The sequence below is a fragment of the Nostoc sp. MS1 genome (assembly GCF_019976755.1).
Taxonomy (GTDB): Bacteria; Cyanobacteriota; Cyanobacteriia; order Cyanobacteriales; family Nostocaceae; genus Trichormus.
In genome coordinates, this window is record NZ_AP023441.1 from 1,567,674 (window position 1) to 1,580,350 (window position 12,677).

The window sequence follows — 12,677 nt, forward strand, 5'->3', positions numbered from 1 at the left end:
AGTAAGGTAAATCAATGTTGAGTTTAACAGCTAATTATTTTTAATTACTCCAGCCAAACGATAAAACTGCAGTTCTAACTGAACAAGACTTATGATTAGAAAACAGAAAATGAGTATAAATGCACCTAAGTTGCTGGATATAGTAGCACTCACAGTTGACTTACCAGAGTATAATTTACTGCGTGGTCAAGTTGGTACAATCGTAGAAATATTGGCTGATGGTGCTGGGTTTGAACTAGAGTTTAGCGATCGCAACGGACAAACTTTTGAATTTCTGTAAAAGTTTTTTGGGGTAACGCTTTTGCTATAGTCGTAGTCACATAAATTTAGGACATTTTCCAAGCTTAAATACTTAAAATAGTAGGACTTTACCTCCTGCCTTCTGCTATAAATATTTAGTAGTGGCTTATCGACAGATATAACTCAACAAGTTACCATATCAAACTGTATATTGAGCAAGTCTGTGTGTTATGGCTAGTGTTGAACGCGACGAAACAAGAGAGCATCGGATCGAAACAGAGATTATTGCTGATGCTGAAGATAAAGAAGATAGAGCGATGGGGTGGTACTACTACCTTGACGATATGTTGGAATTTCCCTTTATGGGTAAATGGAAGAAGAAATCACGCAAAACTTCAACCATTGACGAAAAACCTGTGGAAGTACTAGGTATGGCTCCAGAGGATGATTGTTTGAGAGATATGTATGTGGAAGTTGCATATCTTGGGGGTAAGGAAGATGATATACATACTGCCAAGCTGTCGGAAATAGAGCCTATTGATGTGGATGAGGACACCCAAGAAGCGATCGCTGATTGGTTATATTGGTTAGGTAGAGGATACAAATTTTAAGATAAATACCGAATTACTCGGCAAGGATTCCCTACTGCTACAACATTAGCAGGTATATCTTGTACGACTACGCTCCCTGCACCGATAGTAGTGTTGTCCCCAATTGTTACTCCTGGACAAATAATTGCATTACCACCAATCCAGACATTATTACCTATTTTAATTGGGGCAGCTAATTCTTTTCCAGATAGACGAATTTCTGGATCTGTGGGATGGTAAGCAGTATAAATCTGCACATAAGGAGCGAATAAGACATTTTCACCAATTTCTACTTGATTACAATCTAAAATGACGCAACCATAGTTCATATATAAGTTATTACCAGCGTAGATATTACTACCATAGTCACAATGAAGCGGCGGTACTATAAAAATCGTTTCACCTATCTGGGCAAATAGCTCTTGTAGAATTTGCCTGCGTTGTTCTGGTTGTTCTTCGGTTGTGCTATTGTACATCCGTAACAAACGACTGGCTCGTTTACTCTCGGCTGCTAATTCTGGATCGCTTGATAGGTATAATTCACCCGCTAGCATTTTTTGTTTTTCGGTTTTTTCCATATTAATTGCCTCATGCGGAGGCGCGGAGAATACAAGTACTCACAATATCTCAAATAACTTGGTTTAAGGTTGATATTGAAGAAAATATAATTTCAATAAAGTTAGCGGAAATACCAGTATTGTAAATTTGATATATGAATCCGAACATATATTAAAAGTTAATTAATAATTAGTAGCCTTATTAAATACGCCGTAACGTGCTTTACCTTTTTGTTTAGCAAGGTACATCGCATGATCTGCATCTCTTAATAGGCTTTCTGGTTCATCGTCACTACCGTTATTTAAAGTAATACCAATGCTGGCTGTAGTAAATATTTGCTGTCCGTTCAAGTTCAGGGGTAATCCCAAGGTGTCTTGAATACGCTTGGCTACGTTGATAGCATCGTTAACGTCACGAATTTCTTCTAATAATACGGCAAATTCATCGCCACCAAATCGCCCTACAGTATCTCCACTACGTACACATGATTCTAACCTGTGAGCGATCGCTACTAAAAAATCATCTCCCATACCGTGACCGAAGCGATCGTTTATTCCCTTAAAACCATCTAAATCTAAAAACAACACCGCAAAACGATAATCACTGCGGCGTTTACTACGTTCAATTGCTTGTTTGAGCCGATCTAAAAGTAAAACTTTATTGGGTAAGCCAGTCAGTCCATCATAAAAAGCATTGTGTAGTAATTGTACTTCCCCTTGCTTACGTTGAGTCACGTCTTGAAAAACTAAGACTGCACCAGTAACATTACCGACACTATCACAAATCGGCGCAATATTATCTCCTATCGGTATTTCTCTGCCATCCCTAGAAATTAGCGTACAGTTCTCCGGCAGATTCACAATTTCCCCAGTTTGCATCGCTTGTGTAGCTAAGTTACCAATTACTTCGTCCATATCCTGATCAACAAGATTGACAACTTCTGCTAAATGCTTACCCAAAGCTTCATGTTGTATCCAACCAGTTAGCTTCTCAGCCATCTGGTTTATCATCTGAACACGCCCATCAGTAAAGGTAACAACTACTGCACAGCCCATGCTGTTAATAATCGCTGCCATTTTTTCTTTTTCTGTATGTAATTTTTTATTAAATTTATACTGACTAAAAGCCATTTCTACAGCTAAATGTAAATCTTTTTCTGCAAATGGCTTTAAAAGATAGTTATATGACTGATATTTTTGATTTTTATGCAGTTCTAAATAATCTGAATACTCAGTTAGATATAACACGGGTATATGGAAATCAGTCTGAATAGTATTTGCTAATTGTAAATCATTATTTCTTTGAGATATAGAAATATCAAATAATACTAAATTTGGGTGGATGTCTGCTACTTTTTTAATTGCTTCTTCAGGAGATTTTGTAATCTCTAGAACATTATAACCTAATGATTGTAAAGTATTTTTAATATTTAATGCCCGGACTATTTCATCCTCAACAACTAGGATTTTGGGGGAGACCATGTTAAATTGCCCATTTGCTAAGGTTAAGATGTTGTTGATAGCATCAACTTAATCTAAAAGTTATTAATTCTATGATAATCAATCTCTAATATATCAGTATAGCCATTCATCAAGATACTGATATAAGGTAACATTCATTAGTTAATAGAGGTTAGCATAAGTTTATTATCAAATGATGATTTTAGTCGAAATAAATTATTTTGTTTTGTATTTTATGTATCCAAATATTAGGCTTAATAAGCACATTGGTAGCTTAAAAAACACCTATTTTCTAATTAGATAAATATTCTAATTGCACAGTAGAGAAATATTATTGATCCCTCTTTTTCTTAGTAGTATAATTAACTACAGAGATACAGAGGCATAGAGGGAAAAAAACCTCTATATATAACTTTTTATTACAGAAGCTTTGCGTATAAAGACAGACAGGTTTGATTATTATTTGTATAAACTATTAATCAAACAACTAGGTTGAAGATGAGTCTTACTGAAACTCTGCAAAAAGGTGGAAAAGGTTCACAAGTGAGTGAATTGCAAGAATGCTTAATTAAACTTAAATTCGATCCAGGTCGAGTGGATGGTAACTTTGGTGACAAAACAGAAGTCGCTGTCAAACAATTTCAGCAAAAACAAGGTGTTACTCCTGATGGAGTTGTAGGATTAGAAACACGCACGGTTCTAAATAAGTTAATTCAACAACTAGCAGAACTTTATGGTGGCACTTCTGGCAAATTACCACTACCTGGGGTGAAGCTGATTAAGGAATTTGAAGGATGTAAGCTGACTGCTTACCCTGATCCTTTATCTAAAGGTAAACCTTACACCATTGGCTGGGGTTCCACCTGTAAAAAAGATGGTAGCGAATGGTCGTTAGGTGAGAAAATTACCGAAGCAGAAGCAGATGAACTATTAATTATTCAATTAGAACGTAACTATTTACCTTCTTTAGAAAAAATACCCGGCTGGCAAGATTTTAGCCCTTACCAACAGGGAGCTTTATTAAGTTTTGCTTATAACTTGGGTGCTAATTTTTACGGTTCTAAGGGTTTCGAGACTATTTCTAGAGTCTTGAAGAACCAAGAATGGGACAATATTGAATCCACACTAATTATGTACAGAAACCCTAGTAGTCCCGTTGAGGCTGGCTTGAAGCGTAGACGAGTAGCAGAAGGGAAGCTATTTCTTCAGCCAATGTTTAATAACGCTTAGTTATATTAGGTAGGGCATGGCTGATCGCCTGATGAAAAAATCAAAGACTTCATGTAACTTAAGCATCAGTTCTATATATTAAACAAAATTTCTATGGCTGATGCAAGCAACCAACAAATCCTACTCAAAAACCGCCCTGTTGGAGAACCAAAAGAGAGTGATTTTGCTCTGATAGAAACACCTATTCCCGAACCAGGGGAAGGTGAAGTTCTCAATCGTACTATTTATCTATCCCTTGACCCGTATATGCGTGGTCGTCTTAGTGCCAATGCTTCTTATGCAGCCTCAACGGAATTAAACTCAGTTATTGTTGGTGGAACAGTCAGCCAAGTAATTAAATCGCATCACCCAGACTTTCAACCAGGAGATTTTGTTCTTAGCAGTCATGGTTGGCAAACTTACGCTGTTGCTAAAGGTGAAACACTACGCAAACTCGACTCAACACAGGCTCCTCTATCCTACAATTTGGGTGTATTAGGTATGCCTGGTCTAACTGCCTATGCTGCTTTATTAGATATAGGACAACCTAAAGCTGGGGAAACTGTAGTAGTTTCTGCTGCTTCTGGTGCTGTTGGTACAGTAGCAGGTCAAATTGCTAAGATTAAGGGCGCAAGAGTTGTAGGAATTGTAGGCAGTGATGAAAAGCTTGATTATATCGTGAAAGAATTAGGCTTTGATGCAGGAATTAACCGCCGAACACAACCACTATCTTCAGCGTTGAAAGAAACTGCACCCGATGGTATAGATATTTATTTTGACAATACAGCCGGGGAAATTTTAGAAGCTGTTTTGCAGCAAATCAACTTGGGAGCGAGAATCCCCTTGGTGGGCTTGATTTCTCAATATAATTCTACTTCCCCACCTCCAGGGCCGAATTTGCTACCTTTATTGACTAAAAGAGCTTTAATTAAGGGTTTTTTAGTCAGTGACTACCAACACCGTTTTTCTGATTTTGCCCGTGATGTCAGTGGATGGTTGCAGTCAGGGCAAATGAAGTACAAAGAAGATATTGTTGTAGGTTTGGCAAATGCCCCTAAAGCTTTTATTGGCTTGTTGCGAGGCGATAATTTTGGTAAGTTAATTGTTGAGGTTGGTCATTAGTTATTGGTCATTGGTCATTGGTCATTGGTTTGCTTCCTCTGTAACCTGTTCCTATTTCAGAAATTTAATATTACTCTTACTAGATAAAATTTTGTTGGTAAGTGTGTAATGACCGTAAAAGATGAAGTAATATTCACTCCTAAAGCCGTAGCCGTACAAATCTCATTATTGTTGGCAAATAACACCTTATTAGCATGATTTATCGCCGCCCAAAGCTTGCAGTGTCTTGGTTGTCTTTGAGTATCTTTTTGGTACTCAACAGTATATATGTGCAACCTGTGAAGGCTCAAGCTGTAAATCAGCCGCAACAACTGCCGCAGCCACAAGATATCCAACCGCCTATACCCGCTCCTTTACCTTCTCCCCAGCCGCCACAGCAACTACCACCACCAGCAGAGTTACTTGAACCGCCTTCAGGGGATATCAACCCACAGCAACCAACACCAACCGATACACCTCAAACAATCACAGTACAAAGGTTTGAGGTCGTCGGCAGCACGGTGTTTAGTCAACAAGAGTTAGCCCAGGCTACAGCTGAGTTTACTCAACGACCGATTACTTTAGCAGAATTGTTTCAGGCGCGGTCTAAAATCACCGAACTATACGTTAGTAAGGGTTATATTACTTCTGGTGCTTATATCCCACCCCAAACTATTAAATCTGGTGTGATTAAAATTCAGGTGGTGGAAGGGAGGTTAGAGGATATTCAAATTAGCGGTAATCGGCGACTCAACTCTAATTATGTACGTAGTCGTTTAGCGATCGCCACTCAACCACCCCTCAACCGCGATAAGTTACTAGAAGCACTACAGCTACTACAACTCAACCCTTTAATTCAAAATCTCTCAGCCGAATTATCAGCAGGTTCTCGTCCAGGTACTAGCATACTACAGGTACAAATCGCCGAAGCGAAAACCCTCAATGTTCAGTTAGCGATCGATAATGGGCGATCGCCCGGAGTGGGTAGTTTTCGCCGTCGGATTCAACTCAGTGAAGCCAACTTGCTAGGTTTAGGCGATAGCCTCAGTGCAGCTTATAGCAATACTGATGGCAGTAATACTTTTGATACGAGCTACACTTTACCTCTTAATTCCCGTAATGGTACGCTGAGTTTTAACTTTGGCACTTCCTCCAGTCGTGTCATTGAACAACCTTTTAGCACTCTTGATATCGAGTCTTCTTCTCGTTACTACGAAATTACCTACCGTCAACCACTGATGCAATCTCCTACCCAGGAATTAGCGATTGGTTTAACTGCTTCTCGCCGAGAAAGTGAAATATCTTCCTCAGTGCTGGAAAGCTTTGGTGTACCTCTCAATGAACTTTCCCCTGGTGCTGATGAACAAGGGAGAACTCGCATATCTGCATTACGCTTTTTTCAAGAATGGACTACTCGTAACAGCCGAGAAGTTTTTGCAGTGCGATCGCAATTTAATCTAGGTATAGGTGCATTAAATGCCACTGTTAATGCCCAAGAACCTGATAGCCGCTTCTTTTCTTGGCAGGGACAAGCACAATGGGCGCGTCTTTTAGCTCCAGATACCTTGTTAATAGTAAAAGCCAATACACAAATCGCATCTACAAGGCTTTTATCTTTGGAGCAATTTGGTTTAGGTGGTTTAGATAGCGTTAGAGGATATCGACAAGATTATCTGTTAACAGATAATGGCGCTTTTGCTTCGGCTGAAGTACAAATCCCGATTCTGCGTTTACCCCAAAACAGTGGCCTATTGCAAGTCACCCCTTTTGTAGATTTGGGCGTAGCCTGGAATAATCAGCGAGCAGACCCCGACCCTAATACCTTGGCGGCCGTTGGTCTAGGTTTGCGCTGGTCAAGTGGCGATCGTTTTACGGCTCGGCTTGATTGGGGGATTCCTCTTATATCCGTAGATTCAGCAGCCAGAACATGGCAAGAAAATGGACTGTATTTTTCCCTAATTTATAATAATCCTTTTTAGTCTCTGAACGATTCTGCTGTAGCGTTTGTTATACCTTGATGGCGATGGCGATCGGTAATAGGTGAGTGACCATAACTATTACCCCATCCTTTTCCATAACTTTCCTAATTTAATACTATGTTCATTTAAACACTACATAATAACTGTGTTGTTAGTATTTGATAATTGGTTAGTAATGTTCTTAGATAAATACAAATGAGCTATTGCTTATTACCGCTTAATCACATTATATTGTATTATGTATAATAAGTTTACTGCGATTGAATTAAGTATCATTACGTAGAATGCAGAGGAGGTAAAAGCCTATTTTATTTAGTTATAGTCAATACTTAATATAAATATCCGCATATATATCATGTATGATATTAGGCAATTAAATTTATTCTAGATAATAAAGAAAATATAAACAGGAAAATGTAAAGCTTGAAACCTCTCTCCGTCTTGGAGAAAGCAATAAATAGCGATTATTATCAATCTATGGAACCTGGATTATTTAGGTAAGCATCCTTTTAAATTGACACTAACAGCTTTAATAAAAATATCAACAATATATTCCAATTCAATATTCAAATAAATGAGGATTTAAGAAATCATAATGCCAGGCAATGAGTGGGAAAAAATTCGCCACATTCTAGTTGTCCAAGACTTACAAGGACATCGCACTATACCACTGCAAGAGGCTACTTATTCTATTGGACGGCATAATAGTAATGCTATTGTTATTCATTGTCGCTCAGTATCAAGACAACACGCCATTCTATTGCGGGTAACTATTCCTGGAACTGACCAATGTAGCTTTCGCATTATCGATGGTAACTTTAAAGGACAAGGAAGTACTAATGGTTTAATTGTAAACGGCAATAGATGTTATTCTCATAATCTCCAGCACGGGGATGTGATTAGCTTTGGCAGCAATCAAGCTCAGGCTAAGTATTACGCTGTTTCCCACATTTCCGAAAAAGCTTTTTTTGCATCTGCACAAGCAGATGATTTATCTGGTTTTTTATCTGATAAATCCCAAGTTGCTAATCCTTTTCAAACCGTAATTGTTGATACTGAGTTTGAGGGTGCTAGTGAGAATGCCTTAGCACGTTTAGCATCGTTTCCAGAACTGATACCCAATCCAATTATTGAAACAGATGTAGAGGGAAAAGTCACCTATCTCAATCCGGCTGCTGCTCTTAAGTTCCCAGATTTACGGGAACTTGGCCCAGAGCATCCTCTGTTAAAAGGAATTTTGAATGTTACGGAAAATCCTAAAATTAATCCTTTTGTTCGGGAAGTGACTGTTGGCGGAGCAGTTTTTGAGCAATCAGTTCATCATTTATTAGAAAGTGATTTAATTAGAACTTATATTACTAGAGATATTACTGAACAAAAACAAGCAGAAATCGAACTACGTCAGCGCGATCGCCTATTACAAGCAGTAGCGGAAGCTACTAATTGCTTGGTTGTGGAAATGAATTATGAAACCGCTATTGGCAAAGCTCTAGCTGTGGTGGGTGAAGCGGCTAAGGCTGACCGTGCTTATTTATTTAAAAATCATGTTCACAATGGTAAAGGGGCAGCCGTCAGTTTGCAATTTGAATGGTATCGCTCTCATCTTTCGTCTGCTCACCTCCACTGGCAAAATCAATCCTATCAGTCTGTAGGATTAACACGTTGGTATAGTATTTTATACAGTGGTCATTCAATCAATGAACTGACGCGAGAATTACCCGATGCCGAACGCGAACTCCTGAGACGAGATGGTGTTCAATCGCTATTATTAGTCCCCCTGCATTTAGAAGGTAAATTTTGGGGGTTCTTGGGTTTAGCAGATTGCAGTCAAGAACGTTACTGGTCAAAACATGAAGAATCGACGCTGTTAACAATGGCAGCTAGTATCAGTGGTGCTTGGCAACGCCGACAAGTAGAAGAAAAAATTCGCTACCAAGCACTGCATGATTTACTGACGGGATTACCTAATCGCTTATTATTTAACGAATTACTTGCTAAAGCTATAGCCAATGCGTTGCGCCGTCAAGAGAGTTTAGCGGTGATGTTTCTTGACTTAGACCGCTTCAAAGTAATTAATGATACCCTTGGTCATAGTTTAGGCGATCGCTTATTACAACAGGTGGCGCGAAGATTGGGGGACTGTCTGCGCAGTGGAGACACTGTTTCTCGTTGGGGAGGTGATGAATTTACCATCCTTTTGCCACGAATTAAATATTTAGAAGAAGTCACTCAGGCAGCTTGCAGGATTTTAAAAGCTTTAGAAGATGTTTTCGATTTAGATGGTCATGAGCTTTACGTCAGCGCTAGTTTAGGCATCGCCTTGTTGGATGAACATAGTCCTGATGCGGAAGCTTTAATTAAACACGCCGATGCAGCTTTGTATCACGCTAAAGACGCAGGTAGAAATAACTATAAATACTACACTACTAGTTTAAGTGGCAAAACTCCTGAACTACTAATTTTAGAAAAAAGCCTGCGCCATGCTCTAGAAAACCAAGAATTAACAGTGTACTATCAGCCCCGCGTCAATATTTTCACAGGACAAATTACAGGGATGGAAGCATTGTTACGCTGGCAGCATCCCCAAATGGGGGTGGTAGCACCAAGTGTATTCATTCCCATTGCAGAAGAAACTGGACTAATCATACCTATTGGGGAATGGGCGTTACGAACAGCCTGTATGCAGACTCGTGCCTGGCAACAAGCTGGACTACCACCGTTAAAAATGGCTGTAAATCTGTCTCCTAAACAGTTCCGCCAACCCAATTTACTAGAAGTTGTCTCGCAAATTCTAACAGAGACAGGATTAGCACCTGAGTTTTTAGAGTTGGAAATTACAGAAACTACAGCAATTGAGGACTTAGAATTTACCAGGAGTGTGTTAGAAAAATTACAACTGATGGGTGTTGATATTGCTATTGATGACTTTGGTACTGGTCATTCTTCCCTATCGAGATTACAACTTTTACCGCTCCACACCTTGAAAATTGATGCGTCTTTCATCAAATCATTGACCACAGATGCCAGGGTCGCACACATTGTTAAGGCGATTGTAGCATTGGGCAGAAGTTTGGGTTTACAACTAACTGCTGAAGGGGTGGAAAAACAAGAAGAATTTGATTTTTTAAAGTCAATTAATTGTGAGAATGTCCAAGGTTTCTTTTTCTACAAACCTCTTTCTGCTGAAAAAGCTACGGAAATTCTTGAGGGGAAAGATAGAGATAATTCGTAATTCGTAATTCGTAATTTATAAGAAATATAGGTAGGGTGGGCATTGCCCACCAAAGAAAAGCAAAATCACATTCTCTCTAACACCTCAATACCCAATAACGACAAGCCTAGTTTTAAAGTTCTTGCTGTTAAATCGCACAGAACTAAACGGGATGTCCGCAGTGGTTCCTCCGCACTTAATACAGGAACACCTTGATTGCGATCGTAAAAAGCATTGAATTTTTTACTTAACTCATAGAGATATTCACACAAGCGGTTAGGAAGTAAATCTTCTTCTACAGTCCTAACAATTTCGCCTAGTTGTAGTAAGTATTTAGCTAAGGCAAATTCCGTTTCATGCTGTAATATGACTTTGGCATTATCTCCCAACTGAGCAAAGTCAATTTCCCCCTTACGGCTAATACCTTGAATCCGGGCATAAGCATACAACATATAAGGGGCAGTATTGCCTTTTAAATCCAACATTTTATCGTAACTAAAAATATAGTTACTTGTGCGGTTTTGGCTTAAGTCGGCGTATTTCACCGCACTAATACCAACTACCTGGGCAACTTTATCAATAAATTCTGTTGTTTCTTCCCGTTCTTCTTCTTTTAATCTAGCTTCTAAATCTGCATGAGCGCGAGAAATTGCTTCATCTAACAAATCCCGTAACCTAACAGTATCACCGGAACGGGTTTTAAATTTTTTCCCATCTTCCCCTAACACCAAACCGAAGGGAACGTGAACCAGTTCCACATCATCAGGAACCCAGCCTGCTTTACGTGCTACTTGAAAGAATTGGGCAAAATGATTTGCTTGTCCCGCATCGGTGACATAAATAATCCGTTTTGCTTCATCTTTTTGAATGCGGTAACGTAGTGCGGCTAAATCTGTTGTGGCGTAGTTATAACCGCCATCAGATTTCTTGACGATTAAGGGTAAAGGTTCGCCTTCTCTATTTTTGAAACCATCTAAAAAGACACATTTTGCCCCTTCACTTTCTACTAATAAACCAGACTTTTCTAAATCTTCTACCACTGTTGGTAGTAAGGGATTATAAAAAGATTCACCGCGTTCAGTTACTTGAATATCAAGCAAATTATAAATTACTTGAAATTCTTGCCGTGATTGTTCACATAATAACTTCCAAGCATGAAGCGTATCTTCTGCGCCTGCTTGTAATCTCACAACTTCTTGGCGTGCAGTTTCTTGGAAGGTTTCGTCTGCATCAAATCTTAGCTTGGCTTTGCGATAAAAACTGACTAAATCACCAATATCTAAAGCATTGGCTGTTGTCAGAGCTTGGGGGTAAACTTCTCTTAGGTAAGCAATTAACATGCCAAATTGCGTACCCCAGTCACCCACATGATTTAACCGCAATACATCATGTCCGCGAAATTCTAAGATCCGGGCAATGCAATCACCGATAATGGTAGAACGCAAGTGTCCGACGTGCATTTCCTTAGCAATATTCGGTCCGGAAAAATCGACAATTTCTCGTTGTGGGTGTTTAGCTGTAGGAACGCCTAAGCGTGAGTCTGCGTGAATAGCCTGGAGTTGTGCTTCTAAGTATGCTGTTTTCAGCTTCAGGTTAATAAAACCAGGGCCAGCAATTTCTGGAGTTTCGCAGATTTGGGAGACATCCAACTTCTCAACAATAGCAGAGGCGATCGCTCTCGGCGGCTGTCCTAACTTTTTACTCAACGATAAAGCAACGTTGGCTTGATAATCACCAAACTTAGGATTACTAGCAGGAACTAAAATCGGATCTACTGTGGCGTACTCATCACCAAAAGCAGCAACCATTGCCTGCTCAAGTTTTACTTTTAGTTGTTCTTGTGTAGCGTTCATATATAAATACTATCTGTCACAGGCGAAATGTGGCTGTTGAGTGTGGAATCAAGAAAGGCTTGATTATTCTAACTCTAAAATATAACCAGCTAATCTAACTGAAAACTGTCATGGTACAGTACAACCCCTTAAGCTGTCTTCCATCCTTGGTCAAACTTGCAGACTCCAGTGCTATCCCAGTGGATAACGAATTACAAAACCTGATTCTTAATAGATGTTATTTTAGCGATCGCCAAATGCAAAATCATCTCACAGCATCAACAGCAATATTGACTAGGCTAGTATTAGAACAAGGATAATTCAGCGTTTACTCAGGATAGACACGATGCACGAGTCAGTAATTTATTAAATGATGAAAGAGAAAGCGCGTGGAATAGCCCTCAACTTGTTAGCAGAGGGCATGTGAATTGAAGCTAACACCTACGGTGGGCTTGCGCCAACGCTCGAATTACTGGTTTAACAGTGGAAGTTGTGCA

Annotated in this window: 9 protein-coding genes and 1 pseudogene; 7 read left to right on the plus strand and 3 right to left on the minus strand. The window is 39.3% G+C overall.

The features are described from left to right. Positions 1 to 109: 109 nt before the first annotated feature. Complete coding sequence (locus NSMS1_RS06835) at positions 110 to 280, plus strand: DUF4926 domain-containing protein (protein ID WP_224095146.1); 171 nt, start codon at positions 110 to 112, stop codon at positions 278 to 280. 190 nt (positions 281 to 470) lie between these two features. Then, positions 471 to 851, plus strand: coding sequence for a calcium-binding protein (locus NSMS1_RS06840; RefSeq protein ID WP_224092104.1), 381 nt, complete (start codon positions 471 to 473; stop codon positions 849 to 851). Here NSMS1_RS06840 and NSMS1_RS06845 read toward each other — a convergent pair. Next, positions 848 to 1,408, minus strand: a complete 561-nt coding sequence (locus tag NSMS1_RS06845) for a sugar O-acetyltransferase (RefSeq protein ID WP_224092106.1) — start codon at positions 1,406 to 1,408, stop codon at positions 848 to 850. The two genes, NSMS1_RS06840 and NSMS1_RS06845, sit on opposite strands and share 4 nt — an antisense overlap. 162 nt (positions 1,409 to 1,570) lie before the next feature. Further along, positions 1,571 to 2,869, minus strand: coding sequence for a diguanylate cyclase domain-containing protein (locus NSMS1_RS06850; protein WP_224092108.1), 1,299 nt, complete (start codon positions 2,867 to 2,869; stop codon positions 1,571 to 1,573). Positions 2,870 to 3,346: 477 nt separating this feature from the next. Between NSMS1_RS06850 and NSMS1_RS06855 the strand changes: the two genes are divergently transcribed. The 4 genes from NSMS1_RS06855 (at position 3,347) to NSMS1_RS06870 (ending at position 10,369) form a co-directional block, all read left to right on the plus strand. Beyond that, positions 3,347 to 4,078 (plus strand): peptidoglycan-binding protein, encoded by a 732-nt coding sequence (locus tag NSMS1_RS06855; protein ID WP_224092109.1) that lies wholly within the window; start codon positions 3,347 to 3,349, stop codon positions 4,076 to 4,078. A 93-nt stretch (positions 4,079 to 4,171) separates the two neighbouring features. Next, positions 4,172 to 5,179 carry an NADP-dependent oxidoreductase gene (locus NSMS1_RS06860; RefSeq protein WP_224092110.1) on the plus strand — a complete coding sequence of 336 codons (1,008 nt, stop codon included), beginning with the start codon at positions 4,172 to 4,174 and terminating at the stop codon, positions 5,177 to 5,179. 194 nt (positions 5,180 to 5,373) lie between these two features. Continuing rightward, on the plus strand, positions 5,374 to 7,137 hold the full coding sequence (locus NSMS1_RS06865) for a ShlB/FhaC/HecB family hemolysin secretion/activation protein (protein WP_224092111.1): 1,764 nt from the start codon (positions 5,374 to 5,376) through the stop codon (positions 7,135 to 7,137). 595 nt (positions 7,138 to 7,732) lie between these two features. Beyond that, positions 7,733 to 10,369 (plus strand): EAL domain-containing protein, encoded by a 2,637-nt coding sequence (locus tag NSMS1_RS06870; protein ID WP_224092112.1) that lies wholly within the window; start codon positions 7,733 to 7,735, stop codon positions 10,367 to 10,369. Positions 10,370 to 10,434: 65 nt separating this feature from the next. Here NSMS1_RS06870 and argS read toward each other — a convergent pair whose 3' ends face one another. After that, entirely contained in the window at positions 10,435 to 12,201 is a 1,767-nt protein-coding gene (gene argS, locus NSMS1_RS06875; protein ID WP_224092113.1) for an arginine--tRNA ligase, read from the minus strand. A gap of 110 nt (positions 12,202 to 12,311) precedes the next feature. Here argS and NSMS1_RS06880 point away from each other — a divergent pair. Then, positions 12,312 to 12,407 (plus strand): annotated as a pseudogene (locus NSMS1_RS06880) (Uma2 family endonuclease); the annotation flags it as partial. Positions 12,408 to 12,677 lie beyond the last annotated feature (270 nt).

What these genes read in the sequence shown, in the direction of transcription:
- NSMS1_RS06835 (WP_224095146.1), top strand. Translation starts at nt 110, where the DNA reads ATGAGTATAAATGCACCTAAGTTGCTGGATATAGTAGCACTCACAGTT.
- NSMS1_RS06840 (WP_224092104.1), top strand. Translation starts at nt 471, where the DNA reads ATGGCTAGTGTTGAACGCGACGAAACAAGAGAGCATCGGATCGAAACA.
- NSMS1_RS06845 (WP_224092106.1), bottom strand. Translation starts at nt 1,408, where the DNA reads ATGGAAAAAACCGAAAAACAAAAAATGCTAGCGGGTGAATTATACCTA.
- NSMS1_RS06850 (WP_224092108.1), bottom strand. Translation starts at nt 2,869, where the DNA reads ATGGTCTCCCCCAAAATCCTAGTTGTTGAGGATGAAATAGTCCGGGCA.
- NSMS1_RS06855 (WP_224092109.1), top strand. Translation starts at nt 3,347, where the DNA reads ATGAGTCTTACTGAAACTCTGCAAAAAGGTGGAAAAGGTTCACAAGTG.
- NSMS1_RS06860 (WP_224092110.1), top strand. Translation starts at nt 4,172, where the DNA reads ATGGCTGATGCAAGCAACCAACAAATCCTACTCAAAAACCGCCCTGTT.
- NSMS1_RS06865 (WP_224092111.1), top strand. Translation starts at nt 5,374, where the DNA reads ATGATTTATCGCCGCCCAAAGCTTGCAGTGTCTTGGTTGTCTTTGAGT.
- NSMS1_RS06870 (WP_224092112.1), top strand. Translation starts at nt 7,733, where the DNA reads ATGCCAGGCAATGAGTGGGAAAAAATTCGCCACATTCTAGTTGTCCAA.
- argS (WP_224092113.1), bottom strand. Translation starts at nt 12,201, where the DNA reads ATGAACGCTACACAAGAACAACTAAAAGTAAAACTTGAGCAGGCAATG.